The 26,645-nt window shown below is 71.3% G+C and carries 19 protein-coding genes and 1 tRNA gene; 11 read left to right on the plus strand and 9 right to left on the minus strand.

Annotation, left to right across the window (positions count from 1 at the left end):
* Positions 1 to 82: 82 nt before the first annotated feature.
* From ACT4N7_RS05130 to ACT4N7_RS05140, 3 genes are all read right to left on the minus strand, one after another.
* Positions 83 to 976, minus strand: coding sequence for an ABC-three component system protein (locus ACT4N7_RS05130; protein ID WP_444827413.1), 894 nt, complete (start codon positions 974 to 976; stop codon positions 83 to 85).
* A gap of 462 nt (positions 977 to 1,438) precedes the next feature.
* Positions 1,439 to 1,514 (minus strand) — tRNA-Arg (locus ACT4N7_RS05135).
* A 118-nt stretch (positions 1,515 to 1,632) separates the two neighbouring features.
* A complete protein-coding gene (locus tag ACT4N7_RS05140; protein WP_444827414.1) occupies positions 1,633 to 2,697 on the minus strand; it encodes a LacI family DNA-binding transcriptional regulator in 1,065 nt (354 codons plus the stop codon).
* Between the two features lie 99 nt (positions 2,698 to 2,796).
* Between ACT4N7_RS05140 and ACT4N7_RS05145 the strand changes: the two genes are divergently transcribed.
* Positions 2,797 to 4,002, plus strand: a complete 1,206-nt coding sequence (locus tag ACT4N7_RS05145; protein ID WP_444827415.1) for an MFS transporter — start codon at positions 2,797 to 2,799, stop codon at positions 4,000 to 4,002.
* Here the strand turns inward: ACT4N7_RS05145 and ACT4N7_RS05150 are convergent.
* Positions 3,965 to 4,525, minus strand: a complete 561-nt coding sequence (locus tag ACT4N7_RS05150) for a DUF3558 family protein (protein WP_444827416.1) — start codon at positions 4,523 to 4,525, stop codon at positions 3,965 to 3,967. The two genes, ACT4N7_RS05145 and ACT4N7_RS05150, sit on opposite strands and share 38 nt — an antisense overlap.
* 71 nt (positions 4,526 to 4,596) lie before the next feature.
* On the opposite strand from ACT4N7_RS05150, the gene ACT4N7_RS05155 reads away from it, so the two are divergent.
* The 7 genes from ACT4N7_RS05155 (at position 4,597) to ACT4N7_RS05185 (ending at position 18,755) form a co-directional block, all read left to right on the plus strand.
* Entirely contained in the window at positions 4,597 to 6,609 is a 2,013-nt protein-coding gene (locus tag ACT4N7_RS05155; protein WP_444827417.1) for a cytochrome c oxidase assembly protein, read from the plus strand.
* 159 nt (positions 6,610 to 6,768) lie between these two features.
* A complete protein-coding gene (ssb, locus tag ACT4N7_RS05160; protein ID WP_444827418.1) occupies positions 6,769 to 7,161 on the plus strand; it encodes a single-stranded DNA-binding protein in 393 nt (130 codons plus the stop codon).
* Between the two features lie 147 nt (positions 7,162 to 7,308).
* Complete coding sequence (gene ettA / locus ACT4N7_RS05165; protein WP_444827419.1) at positions 7,309 to 8,985, plus strand: energy-dependent translational throttle protein EttA; 1,677 nt, start codon at positions 7,309 to 7,311, stop codon at positions 8,983 to 8,985.
* A gap of 13 nt (positions 8,986 to 8,998) precedes the next feature.
* Positions 8,999 to 12,418: a hypothetical protein gene (locus ACT4N7_RS05170; RefSeq protein WP_444827420.1), complete on the plus strand. Its 3,420-nt coding sequence runs from the start codon at positions 8,999 to 9,001 to the stop codon at positions 12,416 to 12,418.
* Between the two features lie 180 nt (positions 12,419 to 12,598).
* Positions 12,599 to 17,572 (plus strand): NAD-glutamate dehydrogenase, encoded by a 4,974-nt coding sequence (locus tag ACT4N7_RS05175; protein WP_444827421.1) that lies wholly within the window; start codon positions 12,599 to 12,601, stop codon positions 17,570 to 17,572.
* Positions 17,573 to 17,710: 138 nt separating this feature from the next.
* The gene (locus ACT4N7_RS05180) at positions 17,711 to 18,130 is read left to right on the plus strand and encodes an acyl-CoA thioesterase (protein ID WP_444827422.1); all 420 of its coding nucleotides are present in this window, start codon (positions 17,711 to 17,713) and stop codon (positions 18,128 to 18,130) included.
* Complete coding sequence (locus ACT4N7_RS05185; protein WP_444827423.1) at positions 18,123 to 18,755, plus strand: hypothetical protein; 633 nt, start codon at positions 18,123 to 18,125, stop codon at positions 18,753 to 18,755. The genes ACT4N7_RS05180 and ACT4N7_RS05185 overlap by 8 nt, the downstream gene beginning before the upstream one ends.
* On the opposite strand, the gene ACT4N7_RS05190 is transcribed toward ACT4N7_RS05185, so the two are convergent.
* The 3 genes from ACT4N7_RS05190 to ACT4N7_RS05200 form a co-directional block, all read right to left on the minus strand.
* A complete protein-coding gene (locus ACT4N7_RS05190; RefSeq protein WP_444827424.1) occupies positions 18,752 to 20,350 on the minus strand; it encodes a glycoside hydrolase family 13 protein in 1,599 nt (532 codons plus the stop codon). The two genes, ACT4N7_RS05185 and ACT4N7_RS05190, sit on opposite strands and share 4 nt — an antisense overlap.
* A 66-nt stretch (positions 20,351 to 20,416) precedes the next feature.
* Positions 20,417 to 20,800 carry a globin gene (locus ACT4N7_RS05195; RefSeq protein ID WP_444827425.1) on the minus strand — a complete coding sequence of 128 codons (384 nt, stop codon included), beginning with the start codon at positions 20,798 to 20,800 and terminating at the stop codon, positions 20,417 to 20,419.
* Positions 20,801 to 20,824: 24 nt separating this feature from the next.
* Positions 20,825 to 21,793 carry a mechanosensitive ion channel family protein gene (locus ACT4N7_RS05200; RefSeq protein WP_444827458.1) on the minus strand — a complete coding sequence of 323 codons (969 nt, stop codon included), beginning with the start codon at positions 21,791 to 21,793 and terminating at the stop codon, positions 20,825 to 20,827.
* 169 nt (positions 21,794 to 21,962) lie between these two features.
* Between ACT4N7_RS05200 and ACT4N7_RS05205 the strand changes: the two genes are divergently transcribed.
* A complete protein-coding gene (locus ACT4N7_RS05205; protein WP_444827426.1) occupies positions 21,963 to 22,610 on the plus strand; it encodes an HNH endonuclease in 648 nt (215 codons plus the stop codon).
* A 4-nt stretch (positions 22,611 to 22,614) separates the two neighbouring features.
* Here ACT4N7_RS05205 and ACT4N7_RS05210 read toward each other — a convergent pair whose 3' ends face one another.
* A complete protein-coding gene (locus ACT4N7_RS05210) occupies positions 22,615 to 22,860 on the minus strand; it encodes a hypothetical protein (RefSeq protein ID WP_444827427.1) in 246 nt (81 codons plus the stop codon).
* 359 nt (positions 22,861 to 23,219) lie between these two features.
* On the opposite strand from ACT4N7_RS05210, the gene ctaJ reads away from it, so the two are divergent.
* Together ctaJ and ACT4N7_RS05220 are read left to right on the plus strand one after the other, a co-directional pair.
* The gene (gene ctaJ / locus ACT4N7_RS05215; RefSeq protein ID WP_444827428.1) at positions 23,220 to 23,474 is read left to right on the plus strand and encodes an aa3-type cytochrome oxidase subunit CtaJ; all 255 of its coding nucleotides are present in this window, start codon (positions 23,220 to 23,222) and stop codon (positions 23,472 to 23,474) included.
* Positions 23,464 to 23,958, plus strand: coding sequence for a DUF5130 family protein (locus ACT4N7_RS05220; protein ID WP_444827429.1), 495 nt, complete (start codon positions 23,464 to 23,466; stop codon positions 23,956 to 23,958). The genes ctaJ and ACT4N7_RS05220 overlap by 11 nt, the downstream gene beginning before the upstream one ends.
* 52 nt (positions 23,959 to 24,010) lie before the next feature.
* Here ACT4N7_RS05220 and pepN read toward each other — a convergent pair whose 3' ends face one another.
* A complete protein-coding gene (pepN, locus tag ACT4N7_RS05225; RefSeq protein ID WP_444827430.1) occupies positions 24,011 to 26,578 on the minus strand; it encodes an aminopeptidase N in 2,568 nt (855 codons plus the stop codon).
* Between the last annotated feature and the right edge of the window lie 67 nt (positions 26,579 to 26,645).

The following is a 26,645-nucleotide window of genomic DNA, read 5'->3' on the forward strand; positions in this document are numbered from 1 at the left end:
TATGATACATATCAGGCGGTCCGTTTTCGTGAGAACTGAGTCTGGTAACCCAATTCTCTCAACAAACGGGCCGCCGCTCACGTCAACACGCCGGGCCAGTTCCCGATCGGCCACGTGAATAAGCCTCCTTGAGTGACTCCGCCCGAAAGAACCGCACCCGTTGTTGCTGCAGGTGCCTGCTCACCTTCGGGACACCCGCCACGGAGCCCAGAGTGGTGATCTCGTCCGGGTGGCGCTCCGCGTACACGGCCAGCAACTGCTGTAGGAAGCGGGCCTCCCCTGACGTGTACTCATCCGGCGGCGCCTCGCTGTCACCGCGTGCGGGAAGCGACGTGGCGAACCGGGCCGCGTGCCACCTGGTCCGGCTGTGAGTGCTCAGCGCGTCCAGCACCTCCACTGACCTGAACCTGGCGAAGTCGGTCCCCGCCGCCAGCTTCCGCACCGCGTCGAGCGTGTCCCCATTCAACTTCTTCACCTGCGGCTCGCCCTCGACGAGCAGGGCCAGGAAACTCTCGCGCAGAGTGGTCGGATTACTGATCAACATGTTGAACCGAGTCGACAACCCCTTGGGCGCCAGGAACTGGTAAGTGTCGGGCAGGCTGTACGCCCCCTCGATCACAGACACGAAGACCTTGAGCATCTCAGCGGCAGCAACGGAGAAGCTGAGCGGCCTCTCGTAGTGCTTGGCCTGGAAGCAGTCCCACGGCCCCTCGAACTGCCGGTCGGACTTGAACCCGACGATGTCCGTGCCCCTGTCGCCCGCCCCACCGAGCAGCTTGATCTGGACATAGTCTTCCTCCACTGCGGTGGCCCACTCGCGGATGAACTCCTCCCACTCGTCGGGCGAGTACAGCCGGATGCGCCCCACTGGCGGGACAGGTGGGCCATCCAAGGCCACAGACGGGGCCGAGTCGGCGGGCAAGGGGATGTCACTAAAGGCCGCATGCCCGCCCACCTGCTGTTCCTCCGTAGTCACGCCGCCTCCCTCCGCCTTCTTGGTCGACTGCTCACCCTAGACGGGACGGGGCGGATGCGGACGCGTCCGCTGATGGGCGGCACGCACGCGGTCGCCTGGCCAGATAGCGAACCAGCGGCGCACCACGAATCTCGCGGCCCCGGAATACGGCGACAGGCACCGCCACACGCACACCAAACAGGAAACAACCCGGCAGCAAGCTCTCATTCGCCTGGCGTCGACCATCCGCTATTGCCCCAATGGGGGCTGTTCGAAGGCAGTCATGATCGCGGAGCGGTCGACGCGGCGCAACGACCAACCAGCGGTCGGCAAGCTTCGGGCCGTACCGTCTGAAGGACGATGGCTGCGCCGAGCTACCGCGAGCCAGGCCAGCGAGACCATCAACAGTCAAACGGCTGGTACTCATACCTGGTAGGTGTCTTCGAGTACCAGCCGCCCGGCTGTTGATGTTGCCCATGTTTTTGGTGCCCCCGGCAGGACTCGAACCTGCGGCCAAGAGCTTAGAAGGCTCCTGCTCTATCCGCTGAGCTACAGGGGCGTGGACGGCGCTGCTGCCGGGAGCAGCAGGGTAAACCGTCCCGGTACGTCTGATCGTTCCGAACGCCTCGACCGTTTCGTACTTGCACCGGTCGTGTGATGAACCTGGCGCTGATGGGTCACGCGGAGGCGGTGGATGCGCGCTCGGTCAGCGTGACCGCGAGGGTCGAGACGGGTCCGGGTCTGGCGCCGTCGAGTAGTCGTAGGGCTAGTTCGCCTGCTATTCGGCCCTTCTCGGCCAGGTCTTGGCGGACCGTGGTCAGTGGCGGGTCGGCCCACTGGGCGGCCGGGGTGTCGTCGAAGCCGACGACCGAGAGGTCGGCTGGTACGCGCAGGCCCAGGTCGTCGGCGGCACGGACGGCGCCGAGGGCGAGTTCGTCGGACATGCACAGCAGCGCGGTGGGTCGCGGGTCGCGGGTGAGGAGCCAGCGGGCGCCCTCGCGGCCGTGGTCACGCAGACAGCCGGGGGCCTCCCAGATCGGCACCTGGTCGGCGCGGACACCCAGGCCGGCCAGATAGCCGCTCACCCGATCGCGGGTCACCCGGAATCGCGCCGCCCGCAGGCGTTGGGGGGTTACCGGGCCGCGTTTGCCGTCGGTGCCGAGGGCGAAGGCGAGGATGGCCACGCGGCGGTGGCCGAGGGCGGTCAGGTGGCGGGCCGCGAGGGTGGCGCCCGCTTCGTCGGCGACCTCGACGCGGGCCGAGTCCGGCACGACGGGTTGGTCGATGACCACCAGCGGCAGGGACCGGCGGCGTACTTCCGCGAGCGCGGGGGCGTCGTCCGGGAGTGAATAGGCGACGGCGATGTCCGCGTGCGCCCGGGCGACGCTCTCCGGGCGTGGCCCAGCCTCTACGCCCGGCATCAGCAGCAGGGCCCGCTCGCCACTGTCCATAGTGGACGAGAGGCTGTCCAGCACGATGGTGAGCGCCGGGTCGGAGAACGCGGCGGACAGCCCGCTGCCGAGCATGAACGCGACGGCGCCGCCGCGGCGGGTGGCCAGGCTGCGGGCCACCGGGTCCGGCCCGGCGTACCCGAGCCGGGTCGCGGTCAGGATGATCCGCTCGCGCAGTGCGGCCGAGAGTTGGTCGGGCCGGTTGTAGGCGTTCGACACCGTCGCCCTGGACACCCCGACCTCACGCGCCACGGTGTCCAGGGTCGGCCGTCGAACCCGTCCCTGACTCACGGCTCCAAGCCTAATCCCGGTTGTCCCGGGTGCACTCGCTGGTGAGTGCTGAAGCGCTTCAGTACAGTGGGCCGCAGCAACCCTGTGGAAGGAGTCGCGGTGCGGTTCGGTTTCCGGGCGGACATCACTGCCGTCCTCGTCGTCTTCGCCCTCAACGGCGCCGTCTTCGGCTCCTGGGCATCCCGCGTGCCCGCCCTCGCCGCGCAGGTGGGGGCCGCCGAGGGCGCACTCGGGCTGTCCCTGCTCGGCGCCAGCGTCGGCATGATCCTGGCCGCGTCGGTCACCGGCAGGCTGTCGGTCCGCTACGGCGCCCGCGTCCTTGTCGGCGCGTCGGCGGTCGCCGCGTGCGCGGTGGTTCCCGCCCTCGGTCTCGTGCCCGACCCGGTGCTGCTCGGCGTGGCCCTGGCCGCGCTCGGCGCGAGTGTCGGGATGCTCGACGTGGCGATGAACATCGCCGCGGTCACCGTGGTCCGCCGTACCGACCGCCCGCTCATGCCGGTGTTCCACGCCGCGTTCAGCTTCGGCGGGTTGATCGGGGCGGGCGGCGCGGCGCTGGCCGTCGCGGTCGGGTGGGCGCCGCTCCCGCACCTCGCGGTGGTGGGCATGGTGGTGGCGGTGGCCGCGCTGGCTGTGGTCCGGTCCGTACCGAACGAGGTGATCCCCGAGGTCACGCCCGTCGCGACCGGGCCGGTGCCGGTCCGCAGGCCGGTGCTGTGGCTGCTGGCCGCGGTCGCGCTGTGCTCGGCTGTCGCCGAGGGGGCTAGCGCAGACTGGTCTGCCCTGTTCGCCGTGCAGTACCGGGGCATCGGTGAGTCCTCGGCCGCGTTCGTCTACGGCACGTTCTCTGTCGCCATGGCGATAACCCGGTTGTTCGGCGAACGCGCCGAGCGCCGGTTCGGCCCGGAGCGGCTGCTGGTCGGCGGCGCGCTGCTGGCGGGCGGGGGCCTGCTGCTGTCGACCCAGGTGCCCGTGGCCGCCGCGACCTTCGCCGGGTTCGCCCTCGCGGGCGTCGGCCTGGCCTACGCGTTCCCCATCGCGCTGAGCCTCGCGGGCGCGGCGGGCAGGCGGGCGGACGGCACCGGCGGTGAGCGCGAGATCGGCTTCGTCACCACGATCGCCTACAGCGGATTTCTCGCGGGCCCGCCGCTGATCGGCGGCATCGCGCACCTCACCGACCTGGCGTTCGCGCTGGCAGTCGCGGGTGTCGTGGCCGCGGTGATCGCGCCTGCCGCGCTCGCCGCGGCGGCTGCCGGGCGCCGGGAGCGGGCTAGGCGCGCGGAAGCCGCGCCAACACCGTCTCGGTGATCGTCTGCAGTAGCCCGAGCACCTTGTCCTCGGCGGCGTCCCGCTTGTCCATGGCGACCACGAGCGACCGGTCCGGCCGCACGGCGACGGCGGCCACGCAGGTCCGGTAGCCGTCGGACACCCCGCAGTACACCCAGGTCGAGTGGCCCATCGTGGTCTCCTCGCGGCCCTTGGGCTGGTCGCGGCGCACCTGGTCGAACGGCTTGTAGAACGCCACCAGCACAAGGTCGCCCGACGCGCCCGCGCCGAGCGGGAACGTGCACGACTCCGGGAAGGCGGCTGCCCGGTGCTGTGGCGTGCCCGACAGGCCGCCGGACTGGGCCAGGTCCTCTGGCCGCACGAGCCGGCAGGTGTCCACCCCGGCCAGGTCGCGCGACCCCGGGATGCGCACCCCGCTCGGCGCGGACGTGGGCTCGACCACCGCACCGAACCCGGCGGCGGGGACCGGCACGCCCGGCACGGCTGACCCGCACGCGGTCAGCGCGAGGATCGATACGGCGACGACAGCCGGGCGAAGTCTCACGGGACCAAGGTAACGGGAGTCGGAATCCCGCGAACTCCGCCGGTGGCCTTGCGCCCACTACGCTCATCGTTGTGTCGGTAGACAGCCCACCGGAAGACAAAGCTCGGTCCGTCGTCCGTCGGGGCGCGGGTGTTCTGCCGCTGCTGCTCGTCGGCGGATTGCTCGCCGCCTTGGTCGCCGCGGCGCTCGTGGTGCTCACCGGCGGCGATCGCTACGTGATTCTCGGCCTGCCCACGCCGGACGCAGTCACCGAACACGGCCTGACCGTCGTACGCGTGCTTGCCGAAATCGGCAGCGTTGTCGCCGTCGGTTCGCTGCTCTTCGCCGCCTTTCTGGTGCCGCCCCAGCCCTCCGGCGTCCTCGACGTGGGCGGTTACGCGGCGGTGCGGTCCGCGGGCTGGGGAGCCGCCGTGTGGTTCGTCGGCGCGCTGCTCTCCGCACCGCTCACCGCCGCCGACGCGGTCGGCAGGCCGATCTCCGACGTGCTGCCGACCGACATCCTGCTCAACCTGGTCGGCTCGCTGCCGCAGGCGAAGGCGTGGCTGGTCACCGCGGCTATCGCGCTCGCGGTGTTTGTCGGCACGCGCATAGTGCTTACCTGGGGTTGGACCACGGCGTTGTTCTTCGTCGCGCTCGCGGGCATCGTGCCGGTCGCGGTGACCGGGCACTCGTCGAGCGGCGGGCAGCACGACCTGGCCACCAACAGCCTGCTGTTCCACCTGGTCGCCGCCGCGCTGTGGGTGGGCGGGCTCATCGCCCTGCTGGCGCACGGCCGCCGCACCGCCGACCACCTCGGCCTCGCCGCCCGCCGGTTCTCCCGGATCGCGCTGGTGTGCTGGATCGTTATGGCGGTGTCCGGCGTGGTCAACGCCTGGGTCCGGCTCCCGCTCGGCGATCTGTTCACCACCTCGTACGGCTTGCTCGTGCTTGCCAAGACGGCCGCGTTGCTCGTCCTGGGCGTGTTCGGCTATCTGCAGCGTGAGCGGGCAGTCAAGGCTGTCGAGGGTGCCCGTGCCACGTTGGTGCGCCTTGCGGCTGTCGAGGTGCTGATCATGCTTGTCACGTTCGGCCTAGCCGCCGCGTTGTCCAGGACGCCGCCGCCGGAGTCGGCCACGGTCGAGCCGGGCCGGGTCGAACTACAGCTCGGTTACCCCCTCGACGGCGCGCCGACGGCGTTGCGCCTGCTGTTCGACTGGCGCTTCGACCTGGTGTTCGGCACCGCCGCGATCGTGCTGGCCGTGCTGTACCTGCGCGGGGTGTTCCGGTTGCGCGCGCGGGAGATCGCGTGGCCGGTCGGGCGCACGGTGGCGTGGCTCGCGGGGTGCTTCGTCATCCTGTTCGCCACCTCGTCCGGCTTCGGCCGGTATGCGCCCGCCATGTTCAGCGTGCACATGGAAACGCACATGATGCTGTCCATGCTGGCGCCAGTGCTGTTGGTGCTGGGCGCGCCGATGACCTTGGCGCTGCGCGCGATCGCGCCCGCGGGAAAGGACGCGCCGCCGGGGATGCGCGAGTGGATTCTGGCGTTCGTGCACTCGCCGGTGTCGCGCGCGCTCACCAACCCCGTGGTCACTCTGGTGCTGTTCGTCGGGTCGTTCTATGGCCTCTATCTGTCCGGGCTGTTCGATTCGGCGTTGCCCGAACACTGGGCGCACCTGCTGATGAACGCCCATTTCCTGCTGGTGGGTTATCTGTTCTATTGGCCGGTCATCGGGATCGACCCCGCGCCGCACAAGCTGCCGCACCTGGGCAGGCTCGGCCTGGTGTTCGCGTCCATGCCGTTCCACGCGTTCTTCGGCGTGATCCTGATGAGCATGCAGACCGTGGTCGGCGCGGTGTTCTACCGTGGCCTCGCGCTCCCGTGGAACAACGATCTGCTGGCCGACCAGCGCCTCGGCGGCGGGATCGCCTGGGCGTCCGGCGAGATCCCGCTGCTGGTCGTGCTCATCGCGCTGCTCGTGCAGTGGGCCCGCGCCGACGACCGCGAGGCACGGCGGTCGGACCGGCGCGTCGACTCGGGCGACAGCGACGACCTCGACGCCTACAACGCGATGCTCAAGCAGATGGCGAACCCCAACAAATAACATGCCGCCCGGACACTTTCGCGCGTATTGAGGCCGGGTTATCCACATAGGTCCATTTTGTCCACAGATTCTGCGACCCCCTGGCGATCCCTTTGGCGGCCCGGCACCGTTGGTCGTGTCGACACGCGAGGTGCCGACCCGACAAGAAGGGGTGGACCCGTGTTCGAGACACAGGTGACGCTGGTGGGCAAGGTCGTCGGCGACGTAAGCCGACGCCGATTCGAGGACGACGTGACGATCGCGCACTTCCGGCTGATGACCCAGGAACGCAAGTTCGTCCGCGAGACCGGCGAGTGGACCGACGGCGATCGCATGTTCGTCACCGTCCGGTGCTGGCGCAAACTCGGTGACAACGTGCTCGCCTCGCTCGCGCGCGGCGACCAAGTGGTGGTCACCGGGAGGCTCTATCACCGCGAGTACGAGACCGAGGGCAAACAGCGACTCAGCGTCGAGGTCGACGCGCGGTCGGTGGGACCCGACCTCTCCCGCTGCACCGTCACGATCGACCGACACGTGTGGGACGACGCTCCCGCCGTGCCGGTCGCGGCCTAGGGGTCGGCCGTGGACGCGCGCGCGACCGCTGAACATCGGGTTCGGCCGCGGCACCCGCTCGCCGCGGCACCGGTCCCGACCTGCCCGGCCGCCCGCTCGACCCGACCGCGCTCAGGCGCCGGATCCGACCGCTCTACGATCGCGAACATGGCCGAGTTCATCTACACCATGAAGAAGGTGCGCAAGGCGCACGGGGACAAGGTCATCCTTGATGACGTCACGATCCAGTTCTACCCAGGCGCGAAGATCGGGGTGGTGGGTCCCAACGGCGCGGGCAAGTCGAGCGTGCTCAAGATCATGGCGGGGCTGGACCAGCCGAACAACGGCGAGGCGTTCCTCTCGCCCGGCTACTCGGTGGGCATTCTGCAGCAGGAACCCCCGCTGACCGAGGACAAGACAGTCCTGGGCAACGTCCAGGAAGCCGTCGGTGAGATCAAGCAGAAGCTCGACCGGTTCAACGAGATCGCCGAGCTGATGGCCACCGAGTACTCCGACGAGCTGATGGACGAGATGGGCAAGCTCCAGGAGGAGCTCGACCACGCCGACGCGTGGGACCTCGACTCCCAGCTCGAACAGGCCATGGACGCGCTGCGCTGCCCGCCGCCAGACGCCGATGTCACGATCCTCTCCGGTGGCGAGCGCCGTCGGGTCGCGCTGTGCAAGCTGCTGCTGTCCAAGCCCGACCTGCTGCTCCTCGACGAGCCCACCAACCACCTCGACGCCGAGAGCGTGTTGTGGCTGGAGCAGCACCTCGCCCAGTACGCGGGTGCCGTGCTCGCCGTCACCCACGACCGGTACTTCCTCGACAACCTGGCCGAGTGGATCCTGGAGATCGACCGCGGCCGCACCTACCCGTACGAGGGCAACTACTCCACCTACCTGGAGAAGAAGGCCGAGCGTCTCGCGGTGCAGGGTAAGAAGGACCAGAAGCTGCAGAAGCGCCTCAAGGACGAGTTGGCCTGGGTCCGCTCCAACGCCAAGGCGCGGCAGACCAAGTCCCGCTCCCGCCTAGACCGCTACGAGGAGATGGCCGCCGAGGCCGAGAAGACCCGCAAGCTCGACTTCGAGGAGATCCAGATCCCGCCGGGCCCGCGCCTGGGCAGCGTGGTCGTGGAGGTCGAGAAGCTGCGCAAGGGCTTCGACGACCGGATCCTGATCGACGGCCTGTCCTTCGACCTGCCGCGCAACGGCATCATCGGGGTGATCGGCCCGAACGGCGTCGGCAAGACGACGCTGTTCAAGACCATCGTCGGGCTTGAGCAGGCGGACGACGGCCAGGTCAAGGTCGGCGAGACCGTCCGGCTGTCCTACGTCGACCAGAACCGCACGAACCTCGACCCCAAGAAGACGGTGTTCGAGACGGTCTCCGGCGGCCTCGACTACATCCAGGTCGGCCAGGTCGAGATGCCCTCGCGCGCGTATGTCAGCGCGTTCGGCTTCAAGGGGCCTGACCAGCAGAAACCCGCGGGCGTGCTGTCCGGCGGCGAGCGTAACCGGCTCAACCTCGCGCTGACGCTCAAGCTGGGCGGTAACCTGATCCTGCTCGACGAGCCCACCAACGACCTCGACGTCGAGACCCTGGGCTCGCTGGAGAACGCACTCGAACAATTCCCGGGCTGTGCCGTGGTCATCTCACACGACCGGTGGTTCCTCGATCGCGTCGCGACGCACATCCTTGCCTGGGAAGGCACCGAGGAGTCCCCGGCCAAGTGGTTCTGGTTCGAGGGCAACTTCGAGGGCTACGAGAAGAACAAGATCGAGCGGTTGGGCGCCGACGCGGCCCGCCCGCACCGGGTGACCTATCGCAAACTGACCCGGGACTAGACGGGGGACCGGCGTGGCGGCCTGGAACGAGTTACCCGCGGAAGGCGGCTCGCCGGAGTGCGAGGCGCTCGTGGACGCGGCCGACCGGCTGCGCTGGAGCGCTCCCGAACTGGCCGTCCAGTTCGCGGTGCGCGCGCTCGCGAACGGCACCATGGACCCGGCGGCCAGGACGCGGGCCCAGGAGTTGCTGGGCACCTCGCTCGTCGGCCTCGGTAGACACGCCGAGGCCGTCGAGCCCGCCCTGATCGCGTTGCGCGCGGCCACCGGCGGCGGCTTGGTCGAGCGGGCCGCCACGCTTCGGATAGCGCTGGCCGCCTGCGCGCGTGCGCTCGGCGAGCCGCTGGCGGGCTGCGAGGCGCTGCGGCCGGTGCTGCAGACCCGCGCGGCCAAGCCTGCCACCCGGGCACTGGCACTCGGCCAGTTCGTCGCCTGCGCCGCGCACGTCGGCGGCCGCGACGACCTGGAGGACGCGCTCGCCGAGGCCGACCGTCTGCTCGCCGCCGACGAGGTGCTCAGCCAGGACGGCCGCAGACTCGAACGCGCGCTGCTGTGCGTGCGGTTCGCCTCGTATCACCGCCGCCACGGTGACACCGAGGCCGCGGCCGAGTCCGCCCGCGACGGCCTCACCCTGCTCAACCGGCTCACCGACAAACGGCTCGAAGGCGGCCGGGTGCGCGGCAGGCTCGCCCTCGAACTGGTCTGCGCCCTGCTCGACGACGGCGACCTCGACGAGGCCGCCAAGGTCGCCGCGCCGTCGCTCGGCGAGCCGGTGCGGGCCACCTCCGCGCCCGCGCTGGGCCGCATGCGGCTCGCCGTCGCCACCCGCGTGCACCTGCCCGCGGGCCGCACCGAGGTCGGGCGCACCCTGCTTGTCGACGTCATCCGCTCCGCCGAGCGACACGGCCTCGACTCCCTGCTCGCCGACACGTGGACCTTTCTCGCCCACGCCGAGGAGCAGTCCGCACGCCCGACCGACGCGCTGCACGCGCTCCGCTCGGCCCGCGCCGCCGAACACCGCCACCTGCGGGCCGTCGAACTGGCCAAGCACCGCCTGAGCGCCGAATTCGGTTCCGCCCAGCAGCCCGAACGCGCGATTTCGTTGCTCCGCGCCACCATCCGGCCCGCGGCCGCCGCGGTTTCGTTGCCCCATCAGGGTTCCCGCGCGGCATCCCGGAGCGCGGGCCAGCCGGTACCGGATCCCGCCCGACAAGCACCGACCGCCAAGTCGGCCGCCGACAAGCCTTCCGCTTCGGAGCACGACGTGTCGCGCAAGAGCGTGTTCGCCAACGCGGGCGCGGAGAGCACGTTCGCCGTCACCCTCGTTCGGGTAGCCCCGTTCGGCACTGTCGAGCCGGTGGACCCCACTGAGCCGCCGGTCCCGGTGGGCGGCGACATCGCCCTCAACGCACTCGCCACCCATGTCCGCGACCTGGCGCCCGACCACGCCGAACTCCTCCGCTCCGACCGCGGCGAGTTCGCCGTCCTCCTCCCGCGCACCTCCCGCGACGAAGCGGAATGCCTCGCCGCCACCATCCGCGCCGCCGCCGTCGACTCCGCGTGGCTCGTCGACGATCAGGGCCGCGAAGTGGGCATCAGCACCGCCGTCGCCGCCCAGCCCGCCATCGGCGACGCCCCCCGGCACGGCATCGAGTCCCTCCTGCAATCCGCCCGCGACGCTCTCTCAGCGCCGACACCGGACAGCCCAGCGCAGGTCTCGCCCCCCGCCCATGCCGTCCCGAAGTCCGCCGCGGCGGCAGGCAGACCGAGTCGAACCACCGCGAACCCCACAGATCGCACCTCCCGCGCCACCGATTCCACATCCCACGCTTCGCGCCCGGATCACGCACCGTCCCCGGGTGTTCTACGGTCCGGCAACGCACCGTTGCGCGCCTCGCGCCAGCGCCCGGACACCACGCCGTCCCCGGACGTCGCCCACTCGGTGGCACCGACGTCTGGTAGGCCCCCGATTCCCTCGCCGACTCCGGCCGGGGCACCCGAATCGGCATCCACGTCGGAAACCGTGGCGGCCCTCCGCGACGCCCTGCTGTCCTCGCCCGCGACCACCGAGACGCTCTCCGCGACCGTGGCCGCCCTCCGGGAAGCACTGGATTCCTCGGCGAGTCAGTTCGCCGGTCCGCGACCTGAGGGATGGCGACCTGGTGTGTCCCAGCCACCCGCGGAACCGGACTTCGCACCCACCGATCGCGAACCGGGCCAACCGACGTCGCCCCCCGCGACCTCGCCGTCGCTGAACACCGCCAGTCCACCCGCGCCGTCGCCTGGCGAGGCGGTGGCTCCGCCCACTGCCAATGCCCAGTCACTGCTCAGCCGGTTCGGGATCACGCCCGCCCCGGGCGGCGGCAGGCGCCGGGCACCGGACGAGGAGCAGTCCGCGGTTAGCCCGACCACCGAGACCGAGCGTGCGGCGGCCGGTGACTCGGCAGCGGAGACCGGGGCCCTGCGATCCCGCCTCGAACCCGAGGTCGCGCCGCGGGCGACGATCCCGGTCGTACCCGAACCCGACGACGTGCCCGAACCACCCTCCCGGCCCGACATCCCCGACCCCGTCGAACCCGACCCGATTCCGCCGGTCCCGCTCGAACCGTCGATCCCGCCCGATGACCCGCTCGGTCCCGGTCATCCCCTTCCGCCGGAGCACCCCGTCGGTCCCGGACAACCGGGCGATCCCGATCGCCGGGTTCGTCCTGATTCCGCTGAGATCGAGCCTGCGACGGTTGGTGCGCTGCTGGCCCGACTGGGTGAACTCGCCGCGTCGGGCGGGATTGATGTGGCGCCTGTTCTCCAGCCTGCGGGAACGGGCGCACTCGTCCAGGCCCCGACTGAACCCGAGCCGGTGACTCGTTCGGGCGCGCAGTCCGCGGAGGTGACGACCACGGCGACGCGGCCGCGCACCTCGACCGCCGCGGCGGCCTGGCTCCGCCGGGCGGGACGACCACTGTCCGACGGCGAGGTGCCTGCCGCTGATGGTGCGGCGGAAGCACGGCAGGCGGCCGTGGGTGACGCCGACCTCGGCGCACAGCCACCGTCGGCCGACGGGGACGGACGCAGGCCCCGCGGCCTCACCGCACGCCGCGACCGGACGGCGTCGAGTGGGCTGGCCAACCTGCTCGCCGAGGCGCTGGTCGCCTTCCAGTCCACGCATCCAGAGTGGCCGCAGACGATGGGGGACCGGCCGACCGAGGCCCTGCCCGCCGAAACGTGGGCCGCGGACCCCACCGCGGCGGAGCCGGAGCCCACGAGCAACCGCGAGGGGCGGCGGCGCGCTGATGAGGTCGGGAATGTCGGCGCCGGGGACAGCGCCCGTGGCGTCGAGGGGCGGCGGCGGGCGGACGCGTGGGGTGCGCAAGCGCACGGCGTTCGGGGGCGGCATCGGTCGTCGGAATGGGCGCCCGCCGACCTCGACGGGGGGTGACGGTGTCCCAGTCGGACAGTCCACGTTGCCCGGCCGTTTCCAGCGGGTTTCCGGCCGCACAAGAACGTTCTATCGATTCGCGGACAGTTCCCAGGGGTGCCACGGACCGGCGCGCGGCGGCACTACTGTGTGAGGCGTATGTGGCACACCGGCGTGCCACCTAGCGTGGAGCCGCCTGAAATGACCTCGACTGGAATTTCGTCCCGCACCGACAGAGCCGTCAGCGTCGACGGCTCGAAGTCTGCCGGACGCCCGGTCAGCCCCAGCCCCGAGCAGGCCAGAGACGACCTCATCGAGCGGGCCGCCGAGCAGGCGGCCGACATCGCCGACCTCGTCCGCCTGTACTACCGCTACATCCCGCCGGAGGAGGTCATCGACGACGACCCGGTGGACCTCGTGGGCGCGGTGCGGTCGCACGCGCGGCTCGCGCTGCGGCGGGTGAAGGGGCGGCCCGCGGTCCGCATGCTCAACCCGACCGACTCGGCGGACGGCTGGAACACGCCCGGCTCCGTGGTCCAGTTGGTCACCGACGACATGCCGTACCTGGTCGAATCCGTGTCCGCCGAACTGGTGCGGCGCGGCGTGCAGGTGCAGCGGGTCGCGCATCCGATCGTCGTGGTGCGCCGCGACTTCACCGGCGGACTGCTCGACGTGCTGCCCACCGCCGACCCCGACGACCCGCCCGGCGACGCGTTCGCCGAGTCCTGGATGTCCATCGAGGTCGACCTGATCACCGACGCCGACCGGGCGCGGGAGATCGAGACCGGCCTGCTGTCGGTGCTCACCGACGTCCGCGAGGTCGTCGAGGACACCGACCGGATGGTGGGCACCGCCCGCGCCCTGGCCGACCAGTTGGCGGCCGACCCGCCGCCGCTGGACGCCGAGCAGGTGGCCGACGGCGCGGCGCTACTGCGCTGGCTGGCCCAGGGCCACTTCACCTTCCTCGGCTACCGCAACTACGAACTGGTCCGCACCGAGACCGACGGTGAACCCGCGCTGCGAACGGTGCTGGCCAGCGGCCTCGGCGTGCTGCGCCAGGACAGCCTGGCCGCCCGCGGGCTGACCGCTGGCCCCGACGCGATGGCCCACGCGCTGGCGCCGAGCCTGCTCGTACTGACCGAGGCGAGCGCCCCGTCCACCGTGCACCGCTCGATCTACCCGTACTACGTGGGCGTCAAGACCTTCGACGCCGACGGCACCGTGACCGGCGAGCACCGCTTCCTCGGCGTGTTCACCACCACCGCGCTGCACGAGGACGTCCTGGACATCCCGGTGGTCGAGCGCCGCGTCCGCGAGGTGATCCACCGCGCGGGCTTCCCGATGGAGTCCTACTCGGGCCAGCGCATGCTGGAGGTCATCCAGAACTGGCCGCGGGCGGAGCTGTTCTCCACCTCCACCGACGCGCTCTACACCACCGCGACGGGCGTGATCGCGCTCGCCGACCGGCGCAGGCTGCGGCTGTTCCTGCGCAGGGACAACTTCGGCCGGTTCTTCTCGTGCCTGGTGTTCATCCCGCGCGACCGCTACACCACCACCTCCCGCATCGCCATGCAGGAGGTGCTGCTCGACGAGCTGGGCGGCACCCACCTCGAATTCAGCACCCGGGTGGGGGAGACCCCGCTGGCCCAGGTGTATTTCATCGTGCACACCGACCCGGGCAGCCAGGTCGAGCCGGACGTCGCGCGCATCCAGGAGCGGCTGACCGAGGCGGTTCGGAGCTGGGACGACCGCATGGTCGAGGCCGTGCTGGGCGAGCAGCGCGACCGCGTCGCGGGCGGGTCGACGCTGGGCGCGGAGTCCGCCACCGAGCTGGGCCAGCGCTTCGCCAGCGTGTTCCCCGAGGCGTACAAGGAGGACTTCTCCGCCGTCGACGCCCTCGCCGACCTGCGCAAACTCCAGGGTCTGCGTGCCGAGGGCGACCTGGACATGACGTTCTACCTGCCCGCGGAGGCCGAGCCGGGCGAGCGCCGGTTCAAGATCTACCTGGCGGGCAAGGGGGTCACCCTGTCGCAGGTGCTGCCGGTGCTGCAGCAGATGGGCGTCGAGGTGGTCGACGAGCGGCCCTACGAGCTGCGCCGCGACGACGGCACCCGCTGGTGGATCTACGACTTCGGTCTGCGCATCGAGCCCGCCGTGCTGGAGTCCGTCGGCGCGGAGCGGCTGGACCGGCTCAAGGTGGACTTCCAGGACGCGTTCGCCGCGGCCTGGCGGGGCGAGGCGGAGTCCGACCGCTTCAACGCCCTGGTGCTGCGCGCCGGGCTGACCTGGCGGCAGGCCGCGGTGCTGCGCGCGTACTCGCGCTATCTGCGCCAGGCGGGCACCCCGTACAGCCAGGAGTACATCGAGGACGCGGTCCTGGCCCACACGCACGTGGCCACCGCGCTGGTCACGCTGTTCGAGACCTGTTTCGACCCGGCGCTGTCCGAGCCGACCCGCAAGAGCCAGTCCGCGACGCAGCTCGCCGAGATCACCGCGCTGATCGACCAGGTGACCAGCCTCGACGAGGACCGGATCCTGCGCAGCCTGCTCACCGTCATCCGGGCGACGCTGCGCACCAACCACTACGTCCGCGACGCCGACGGCGAGTCGCGGCCGTATCTGGCGGTCAAGCTGGAGCCACGCGCGGTGCCGGACCTGCCGGAGCCGCGGCCGCGGTTCGAGATCTTCGTGTACTCGCCGCGGGTGGAGGGCGTGCACCTGCGCTTCGGCTCCGTGGCCCGCGGCGGCCTGCGCTGGTCCGACCGCCGCGAGGACTTCCGCACCGAGATCCTGGGCCTGGTCAAGGCGCAGGCGGTGAAGAACGCGGTGATCGTGCCGGTCGGCGCGAAGGGCGGCTTCGTGGTGAAGCGGCCCGCGGTGCCCACCGGCGACCCGACGCTGGACCGCGAGGCGTTCATGGCCGAGGGCATCGCCTGCTACCGGATGTTCATCTCCGGCCTGCTCGACCTGACCGACAACCTGGTCGCGGGCGCGGTCGTCCCGGCGCCGGGCGTGGTCCGCTACGACCCGGACGACACCTACCTGGTCGTCGCCGCCGACAAGGGCACGGCGACGTTCTCCGACCTCGCCAACGAGGTCGCGGGCGGATACGACTTCTGGCTGGGCGACGCGTTCGCCAGCGGCGGCTCGGTCGGCTACGACCACAAGGCGATGGGCATCACCGCCAAGGGCGCCTGGGAGAGCGTGAAGCGGCACTTCCGCGAGCTGGGCACCGACACCCAGAGCGAGCCGTTCACCGTGGTCGGCGTCGGCGACATGTCCGGCGACGTCTTCGGCAACGGAATGCTGCTCTCCGAGCACATCCGGCTGGTGGCCGCGTTCGACCACCGGCACATCTTCCTCGACCCGGACCCGGTCGCCGCGGCCTCCTTCGCCGAGCGCGAGCGGCTGTTCACGCTGCCCCGCTCGTCCTGGGACGATTACGACCGCGCGCTGATCAGCGAGGGCGGCGGGGTGTGGCCGCGCTCGCTCAAGTCGATCCCGATCAGCCCGCAGGCGGCCCGCGCGCTGAGCCTGGCCGATGGCGTGGAGAAGCTGTCCCCGGCCGAGCTGATGAAGGCGATCCTGCTCGCCGAGGTCGACCTGCTCTGGAACGGCGGCATCGGCACCTACGTCAAGGCGACCGCCGAGAGCCACGCCGACGTCGGCGACAAGGCCAACGACGCCCTGCGCGTCGACGGCGCCGCGCTGCGGGTCAAGGTGATCGGCGAGGGCGGCAACCTGGGGCTCACCCAGCGGGGCCGCATCGAGTTCGCCCGGGCGGACGGCAAGGTCAACACCGACGCGCTGGACAACTCCGCCGGGGTCGACTGCTCCGACCACGAGGTCAACATCAAGATCCTGCTCGACCACCTGATCCGCGAGGGTGAGCTGGACCGGGAGCAGCGCAACGCGCTGCTGGTCGAGATGACCGACGAGGTCGCCGAGCTGGTGCTGACCGACAACTACCACCAGAACGCCGTGCTCGGGGTGAGCCGGGCGCACGCCGCGCCGATGCTGTCGGTGCACGCGCGCCTGGTGGACGCGCTGGAGCAGCGCACCGGCCTCGACCGCGGGCTGGAGGCGCTGCCCACGCGCGAGCAGTTCAAGGCGATGGACAAGTCGGGCGACGCGCTCAGCTCGCCGGAGTTGGCCACCTTGCTGGCGCACGTGAAGCTCTCGCTCAAGGAGCAGGTGCTCGCCAGCGAGGTGCCCGACCAGGACGTGTTCGCGCGCAGGCTGCCGGAGTACTTCCCGAGCCAGCTCCGCACCCGGTTCCGCGCGGCGATCCAGGCGCACCCGCTGCACCGGCAGATCATCACCACGCTGCTGGTCAACGAGGTCGTCGACGGCGCGGGCATCTCGTACGCGTTCCGGCTGGTCGAGGAGATCAGCGCGAGCGCCACCGACGCCGTGCGCGCGTACGTGGTCGCCACCCGGGTCTACGACCTGCCCAAGCTCTGGCGCGAGATCGAGGCGCTCGACACCCTGGTGGACACCGAGGTGGCCGACGGGATGGTGCTGGAGATCCGGCGCCTGCTCGACCGGGTGTCGCGCTGGCTGCTGTCCAACCGGCCGCAGCCGCTCGCGGTGGGCGCCGAGATCAGCCGGTTCCACGAGGTCGCGCGGGAGTTGGCGCCCGCCGTGCCCGAGCTGCTGCGCGGCAGGGCCCGCGAGGAGGCGACGGCCGACGCCGAGCGGATGGTGGCCGCAGGCGTGCCCGCCGACCTGGCCAAACGCATCTCCGCGCTGCTCGACTCGTTCGGCCTGCTCGACATCACCGAGGTCGCCGAACTGGCCGAGCGCGACGCCGGACTCGACGCCGAACGCAGCCCGATGGAGACCGCCGAGCTGTACTACGCGCTGTCCGACCACCTCGACATCGACCTGATGCTCACCTCGGTCAGCGCGCTGGAGCGGGGCAACCGCTGGCACGCGCTGGCCCGCCTCGCCCTGCGCGACGACCTGTACGGGTCGCTGCGCGCCATCACCCTCGACGTGCTGCGCCAGAGCGACCCGGGCGAACCGGCCGCCGACAAGATCGCCGCGTGGGAGCGCACCAACGCGCGGCTGGCCAGGGCGCGCGCGTCGCTGGCGGAGATCCGCAACGTCGGCAAGCTCGACCTGGCCACACTGTCGGTGGCGGTAAGGCAGATACGGAGCATGGTCCGCTAGGAATGTGCTCACCGGGCTGCCCGGTAGCAGCGTTCGGACCACCCGGCCCCCGGTGGTCAGTTGGTCCGGGCCCGCCCAGGGATAGGGTTCGGCCAGCCGGATTCGCTTTTGCGGGAGGGGTCTTCGTTGGGTGTTTTCGTGACCGAGGTGCGGCCGCGCTGGTCGGACATGGACTCGTACGGACATGTCAACCACGCCAGCACCGTCACGCTGCTGGAGGAGGCCCGGGTCGACCTGCTCTTCCGGGAGGCCGCCTTGCGCGGCGCGGACGACCTGGCGCGCGGTGTGGTCGTGGCCCGGCTGACGGTGGAGTACCGGGCGCCGCTGTTCGCCAACGGCTGCGGGCTGCGGGTCGCGATGTCGGTGCGGGAGATCGGCGCGGCGTACTTCGTGCTGGACTACAAGGTCCACAGTGGACCATCGGAGTCCGACCCGGTCGCGGTCACCGCTGCGACGACAGTGGCGCCGGTCAACCTGGAGTCCGGTCTGCCGCGCCGGATCACCGACGCCGAGCGGGATTTCCTGGCCGCGTGGCACAACGGTGGCGCCGGTGCCTGAGCTGGCGTTCGGCGACCCGTCCGAGCGCGACGACCTCGGCGCGTTTGTGGCCAGGGCGGTCCGGCTCGACCCGCGGGCCGTCGTCCGGCTGCGTGGGCGCGACGGCGGCCTGATCGACGCGTGGGTCGCCACCCCGTTCGACGTGCTGGCCACCCGCACCGCGCGCGGCGCCATCGACCCGTCCGACGTGACCGTGTCCGGCAGCGAGCTGCTCGCGGGCCTCGCCGTGGTCCGCGGCGACCGGTTCGACCCCGGCAGGCCGCGCGACCTGGAGTGGCGCTCGGCGCTGCCGCCCACCCAGCACTGGCAGACGGTCGACGTGGTGCCCGCGCGCACGGTGTCCGAGCTCGCCGACCGGGGGCTGGCCGTGGCCAGGGAGAACGTCGGCCCGCAGGGCACCCCGCCCGCGTCGCTGCTCGACCAGGCCGTGCTCACGGTGGAGGGCGACGGGTTGACGGTCAAGATCCCGCTGCGGTGCCTGTTCGCCCTGTCCGGCATGGGTTTCCTGACCGACGACGCCGACGACCGGATCCGCGTGACCGCCACCGACGCCTGGCTGCGCCTCGACGCGCGCTACGGGGCTGTCGTGCGCCGCAGACACGCCCTGCTGCCGCTGCTGTTCTAGACCAGCCAGACCGAGGTCTCCGGCGGTAGCTGCGTGCCCGCCATCGGCCCGCTGGCCAGCACGATGTCGCCCGGCGGCAGCGGCACCGGGGCCGGGGACGTGTTCAGCGCGCAGATCAGCCCGCCGCCCTTGCGGCGGAACGCGAAGCAGCCGGGCGGCGCGCCGTACCATTCGAGCTGGTGGCCCGCGAAGGCCGCGTTGGTCTTGCGGATCTCCAGCGCGTGCCGGTAGAGCGACAGCATCGACGCCGGGTCCTCCAACTGCGCCTCCACGGTCAGCGCGGCCCAGTCCGGCGGCATCGGGAGCCAGGAGTTCGGCCCCTCAGTGAACCCGAACGGCGCGGCGTCACCCTCCCAGGGCACCGGCACCCGGCAGCCGTCGCGGCCGCGTTCGGTGTGGCCCGAGCGTTCCCAGATCGGGTCCTGCAGCGCCCAGTCGGGTAACTCGACGTTGGGCAGACCCAGTTCCTCACCGTTGTACAGATAGGCGACTCCGGGCAGGGCCAGCGCCACGAGCGCCATCGCCCGCGCGCGCCGGAGGCCGACCTCGCCGCCGCCGTAGCGGGTGACGTGCCGCGCGACGTCGTGGTTGGACAGGGTCCAGGTGGGTGGGGTGCCGGACTCGGCCACCGCGGTCAGCGAACGGTCGATCGCGCGGCGCACCGAGTCGGCGTCGAACTCGGCCTCGGCGAGCGTGAAGGTGAAGCCCAGGTGCAGCTCGTCGGGGCGAAGGTAGCGGGCGAAGCGCTCGTCGCGGTCGAGCCAGATCTCGCCGACGGCCATCGTGCCCGGGTACTCGTCGAGCACCTTGCGGATGAGCCGGTGGATCTCGTGCACGGCCTCGTTGTCGAACCGCGGGTCGGCCTCGCTGTGCGACTGGGCGCCCGCCATCACCGTGACCACGGCCGGGTCCATGTCCGGCAGCCCCGCGGGCTTGGCCAGCCCGTCCGCCACGTCGATGCGGAACCCGTCGACGCCGCGGTCGAGCCAGAACCGCAGCGTGGCGACCAGGTCGACGCGCACGTCGGAGTCGTCCCAGTTGAGGTCGGGCTGCTGCGACGCGAACAGGTGCAGGTACCACTGGCCGTCGGGCACCCGGGTCCACGCGGGGCCGCCGAGGATGCTCGTCCAGTTGTTCGGCGGGATCGACCCGTCCGCGCCGAGCCCGTCGCGGAAGAAGTAGCGGCCACGCTCGCGGCTGGCCGGGGCCGCCCGCAGCGCCGCCTGGAACCACTCGTGCTGGTCGCTGGTGTGGTTGGGGACCAGGTCGACGGTGACCTTGATGCCGTGCGCGTGCGCGTCCGCGACGAGCCGGTCGAACGCGTCGAGGTCGCCGAAGAGCGGGTCGACGTCGCGCGCATCGGCCACGTCGTAGCCGTGGTCGGCCATCGGGGACCGGTAGAACGGCGTCAGCCAGAGGCCGTCCACGCCGAGCAGCTCCAGGTAGCCCAGCCGGGAGCGAATGCCCTCCAGGTCGCCGACGCCGTCGCCGTCGGAGTCGGCGAACGAGCGGACGTAGACCTGGTAGACCACCGCGTCGTGCCACCAGAGGGGTTCCGAGTCGTCAGCGGGCCGGGGGTCGGCGGTTCGTCGCACGATCGCTCATCCTGCCATTCGCCGTCGGCGGACTCCCCGAAGTCCGTGTCATTGGTCGAAGAGAAATCAGACCCAGCTGTTGAGCATGCTGTTGGCCGCCATCTCCAGGTACTGCCAGAGCTGCGCCCGGTGCGGCTCGGACAACCCGGCCTCGTCGACCGCTGTCCGCATGCACCGCAGCCACGCGTCGCGCTGCGCGGGCCCGATCGAGAACGGCTGGTGGCGCATCCGCAGCCGGGGGTGTCCGCGCTGCTCGGAGTAGGTGTGCGGGCCGCCCCAGTACTGCATGAGGAACAGCCGCAGCCGGTCGGCCGCCGGGCCGAGATCCTTCTCCGGGTACAGCGGCAGCAGGATCTCGTCGTTCGCGACCTCGGCGTAGAACCGGGCGACGATGCGGCGGAAGGTCTCTTCGCCGCCGACGGCGTCGTAGAAGTTCTCGGGAGTGGCCACGGTGCCATCCTCGCGTACGGCGGACTAGGTGAGGGACTGGGGTGACTGCGGGTACAACCGCCCCATCGGCGGCTGGATTCCCGCCTCCTCGACCGCGCCCATCGCCCGCGCGCGCAGCGCCCGCTGCACGGTCCACTGCCTGCCGGGGCGGACCTTGACCGTCATTCGGATCGTGATGCTCTCCGGGGTCACCTTCTCCACGCCGAGCACCTCGGGCGGCTCGATCACGTCGGAGGCGAACGGCTCCTCGCCGGTCACCTCGGCGGCGACCCTGGTCAGCAGGTCGGTCACCTGCTCGATGTCGGCGCTGTAGCCGACCGGCAGGTCGACCACGGCCACCGCGAAGCCCTGGCTGGAGTTGCCGACGCGCAGGATCTCGCCGTTGCGCACGTACCAGACGGTGCCGTTGACGTCGCGCAGCGTGGTCACCCGCAGTCCCACCGCCTCGATGGTGCCGCTGGCCTCGCCGACGTCCACCACGTCGCCGACGCCGTACTGGTCCTCCAGCATCATGAAGATGCCGGACAGGAAGTCCTTCACCAGGTTCTGCGCGCCGAAGCCGAGCGCGACGCCGACGATGCCCGCCGAGGCGATGATCGGCGCCAGGTTCACGCCGAGTTCGCCGAGGACGAGGATGAACGCGAGGCCGTAGACGGCGAACGACACGACCGACTTGAGTACCGAGCCGATCGTCTTGGCCCGCTGGGCGCGTCGCTCGGACAGCATGTTGCCCAGCGCCTGCGGCGCCCGTTCCCGCAGCGGTCGCAGCAGCGCGGGCATCTTGCCCCGGCCCGAGGTGAGCCGATCGATCAGGCGCCGCGCCAGCAGCCGGAGCACGAACGCCACCAGCAGGATCATCACGATCTTCACCGGCTTGGCCACCAGCCAGCTCGCCGACGCGGCGAGCCACTCGCTGTTGGTCAGCTCGAACACCTGGCGGCACCAGGAGTCGGTGTCGACACACTTCGGGGGTTCCAGGGAGAACGGCGTCATGGGGTTCATCGGGGCCGACGATAGCCGGCTCGCGCCGTCGCGTCGAAGGGGCATCCACCGGCTGTGTTCACCGTGATTTCGTGCGGTGATGCGGGACACGTCATGGAACACGCGTGCGCTCCGGGGGTGATCTGTGGTCGACTTAGGCAGCACCCGTGGAGGTGGTCGAGTGCCAGAGCGACAACCGACCCGTCTCGGCGCGCCATCTGGGCATGCGCCGAGGCCCACGCTGTACCCGAATCCGGGTCCGGCAGGTACCCCAGCGCGCGCGCCAACGCCGCTACCGACTGGCGTGTCCTCGTGGGGAAGGCGTCGGGTTCTGCTGCTCAACACCACGTTCGAGCCGCTGACCGCGCTGCCGATGAGGCGCGCGGTGGTGCTGATCGTCTGTGGGAAGGCCGAGGTCGTGCACGGCGACCCGGCGGGCATGGTGGTGCACTCGGCCGCGTCGAGTGTCCTGGTGCCCTCGGTCATCCGGCTCAGCAACTACGTGCGCGTGCCCTATCGCGGCCGCGTCCCGCTGACCAGGGCCGGACTGATGCACCGCGACCGCTACCGGTGCGCCTACTGCGGCGGCCGGGCCGAGACCATCGATCACGTGGTGCCGCGCAGCCGCGGCGGACAGCACACCTGGCAGAACTGCGTGGCGTGTTGCGCCCGGTGCAACCACCGCAAGGCGGACAAGCTCTTATCCGAACTCGGCTGGCGCCTGCGGGTCGTCCCGAACGCGCCGCGCGGGCCGCACTGGCGGCTGCTCGCGGGCGTGGTCGACGCCGACCCGTTGTGGCTGCCCTACCTGGGCGAGCCCGCGGCCTGAGTCCTCAGGTGACCCGGGTGCCGCAGGTCACGCGCGTGCCACGGGTCACCCTGGTGCCCCGTTCCCGCGCGGTGACCCTGGTGCCCCGGGTGACCCTGGTGCCGCGGTGCTCGGCGGTGCCCCGGGTGACCCTGGTGCCGCGGTGCTCGGCGGTGACCCGCGTGCCGCGTGTGACGCGAGTGCCCGCCGTGACGCGGGTGCCGCGGGTCACTCGGGTGCCGAGGGCCGACACGGGCGCGTCCGCATCCATTCGGGTGATGATGGTGGCCTCAGCGAGGGGGGCAAAGTTGTACATGGAGTGTCCTCCTGAGGGCGGTCGCGCAACAATTAGGCCAGTGGGCTGATGTCGCAAGGGCCGTACAGGTGAAAGCTATGACCCTGGTGGGTTACGGACAAGACGTCAACTAGTCCAAAGGTGTTCTAGACCGAGAGATGAGGCCGTTCGCACCCCGTCGATACGCCCAACGAGCTACCGGGGCGGACGGCACTCGGCCGATCGGCCTTACCAGGGGAGCACCAACCCCTATGCCGCCACCCCGTGCGGCGTACGCCCATAGGGGTGGGGAGGGCAGGCGGGCCGCCGGGGTCACGTCGGTTACCGTATCGCGTGTGACGCTCGTCGAGACCATTCTCGTCTTCGCGGTGATCCCGTTGGCAATCTACGGCGCGGTCGCCCTACTGACATTGCGCGAGCGGTTCGCCAAGAGCCCGCGGTACCGCCCCGGCCAGGAATGGGAGCATCCGCCGGTCTGGTGGACCGCGAATCCCGCCGGACTGGGCGCGGATCACGCCTGCGCCGCTCCAGCGGCGGACGCCGCCGCGCCCACGCGCACGGCCAAGGGAGGTGCCCGCGGTGGCTGGTGAACTCGTTCGGCACCAGGATGTCCAAGCGGTGGAGGACCCGGAGCACGGCCACGCCGCCGCGGTGACCGCCAGCGGGCGGATCTCCGTGGCCACGGCGAAGGTGCCCGTCGCCCCCGGCCTGCCGTTCACCCCGGTCCAGTTGACCCGGCTCGACGAGGCGCTGACCCTGTCGGCCCGGTCCACCGGCCTCGGGTTCAGCGTCTACCTCGGCGACCTCGGCGCCGACACCCGCGAGCGGGCGAAGGAGCTGCACACCTCGATCGGGGCGGCGTCGAGCGAGTCGGTGCTGATCGCGGTGTCGCCCGGCCAGCGCAAGGTGGAGATCGTCACCGGCGACGAGGCCGCGCGCAGGCTGCCCGACCGCGGCTGCAACCTGGCCATCATGACCATGGTCGCCTCCTTCAAGGAGGGCGACCTGACCGGTGGCCTGGTGAGCGCCCTGCGCATGCTCAGCGACCAGGCGGGCACCGCGCCCCGGCGCTGACCCCCGAACGACGAAGGCCCGGACCACGAGGTCCGGGCCTTCGCCATGCTCGTCAGGAGCCGTCGAACTCGCGGGCGGCCAGGGCGCGGACGATGCCCGCCCGGCCCTCCGAGACCAGCCGGTGCAGGGCGGGCGGGTGCTCGCCCGCCAGCCAGCCGTCGCTCGCGTCCACAGTGGACCGGGCGACCGCCCACGCCGGGAACAGGCCCAGCGCCACCGATTGCGCCCGCTCACTCGACCGGCGCGACCACACGCCCGCCACGTCGGCGAAGTAGTCGGCCGCGTACGGGGCCAGCAGCTCGCGCTGCGACGGGTGGGAGAAGCCGGTGATGATGGCCTCGTTCACCGCGTTGGGCAGCTCGTCGTCGTGCACGGCGCGGCGCCACGCCTCGGCCTTGGCCTCGGCGGTGGGCCGCAGCGCGCGGGACCGCTCGGCCTGCCGGTTGCCCGCCGCCGTCGAGTCCCGCTTGAGTTCCGCGTCGATCTCGGCCGCACCCGCGGCGCCGTGCGCGACCAGCGCGTGCAGCAGCCGCCAGCGCAGGTCGGTGTCGACACCGAGGCCCGGCAGCGGCGCCGACCCGTCGAGCCAGCCGCGCAGGACGGCCAGCTTCGGCTCGTCGAGCACGGAGCCCGCGAGCGAGTTCACATAGGCGAGCTGGTGGTCCGAGCCCGGCTCCGCCGACGTGGCCAGCGCCAGGACGCGGTCGGTGAACGCGGCCCAGCCCCGCGGCGCCCACGCCGGGTCGGCGTAGGAGTTGATCGCGGTCTGCGCCTGCAGCAGCAGCCGCTGCACCACGCCGACCTCGGTCTCCGCGGCCAGGCCGTGGCTGACCAGGGTGACGAAGTCGCGGGCCTTCAGCTCGGCCTCGCGGGTCATCTCCCAGGCCGCCGACCAGCACAGGGTGCGCGGCAGCGGCTCGGTGATGTCGCCGATCCGGTCGATCAGCGTGGTCAGCGAGTCCGGGTCGAGCCGCATGGTGCAGTAGGTCAGGTCGTCGTCGTTGACCAGCACCAGCTTGCCGCAGGCCACGCCGACCAGCTCCGGCACGTCGGTGCGCTCGCCGTCGACGTCGACCTCCACCCGGTGGGTGCGGACCAGCCTGCCGTTCACGTCGTCGTAGACCCCGATCGCCACCCGGTGCGTGCGCAGCTCGCCCCGGCCGGGCTTGGCGCCGCCCTGCAGCACCGCGAACCCGGTGAACCGGCCGTCGGCGTCGACGTCGAACCGCGGCCGCAGCGAGTTGAGCCCGGTGGTCTCCAGCCACTGCGCGCTCCACCACGACAGGTCGCGGCCGGACGCCTCCTCCAGCGCGGCCAGCAGGTCGGCCAGCGTCGCGTTGCCCCAGGCGTGCTTGTCGAAGTACACCCGCAGCCCGGACAGGAAGTTGTCCAGCCCGACATAGGCCACGAGCTGCTTGAGCACGCTCGCGCCCTTGGCGTAGGTGATGCCGTCGAAGTTGACCTCGACCGCCTGCACGTCCGGGATGTCCGCGGCGACCGGGTGCGTCGAGGGGAGCTGGTCCTGCCGGTAGGCCCAGGACTTCTCGATGTTGGCGAAGCTGGTCCACGCGTGCTCGTACTCGGTGGCCGTGGCCTGCGCCAGCACGCTCGCCCAGGTCGCGAACGACTCGTTGAGCCACAGGTCGTCCCACCAGCGCATGGTGACCAGGTCGCCGAACCACATGTGCGCCATCTCGTGCAGCACCGTCTCGCAGCGCCGCTCGTAGGCGTAGCGGGTGACCCGGCTGCGGAAGACGTAGTCCTCCAGGAAGGTCACGCAGCCCGCGTTCTCCATCGCGCCCGCGTTGAACTCCGGCACGAAGCACTGGTCGTACTTGCCGAACGGGTAGGCCACGCCGAAGTTGCGGTGGAAGAACTCGAAGCCCTGCTTGGACTCGGTGAACAGCCGCGCGGCGTCCATGTGCTCGGCCAGCGAGGCGCGGCAGTAGATGCCCAGCGGGATGGTGACCTCGCCGTCGGTGTACTCGTCGCGCCACTCGGCGTACGGGCCCGCGACCATGGCGACCAGGTAGGTCGAGATCGGCTTGGTCGTCTCGAACTGGTGGCGCACCGCGCCTTCCGCGCCGCCATCGACCGCGGCGACCGACTCGGCGGCCGCGTTCGAGATCACCTTCCAGCTCGTCGGCGCGGTGACCGCGATGGTGTAGACCGACTTGAGGTCGGGCTGGTCGAAGCAGGCGAACATCCGCTTGGCGTCCGCGGTCTCGAACTGGGTGTAGAGGTAGACACCCTTGTCCACCGGGTCGACGAAGCGGTGCACGCCCTCGCCGCTGTTCATGTACGAGCACATCGCGACCACGGTCAGCGTGTTGTGCTCGGCGAGGTTCGGCAGCGCGAGGCCGTCCTCGGCCGCGTAGCCCGAGACGTCCAGCGGCACGCCGTTCAGCTCGGCCGATTCCACCGTGGCGGCGATCAGGTCGATGAACGTCGACGCGCCGACCTCGCGGCTGGTGAACGCCACCGTGGTGCGGGAGGCGAAGGTCGCTTCGCCTGGCCTGCCGAGGCCGTCGGTGAGGTCCAGCTCGATGGAGTACGACTCCACCTCCAGCAGCGCGGCCCGCTGTTGGGCGTGGTCTCGGGTCAGGTTGGGGGCGGCCACAGAACACCTCGGCGGACTTGTCGGTGGTAGGTCGGGTCGACCTCTGCGAATTGCGGAACTGACAATC

The sequence above is a fragment of the Actinokineospora sp. genome, assembly GCF_052390155.1.
GTDB lineage: Bacteria > Actinomycetota > Actinomycetes > Mycobacteriales > Pseudonocardiaceae > Actinokineospora.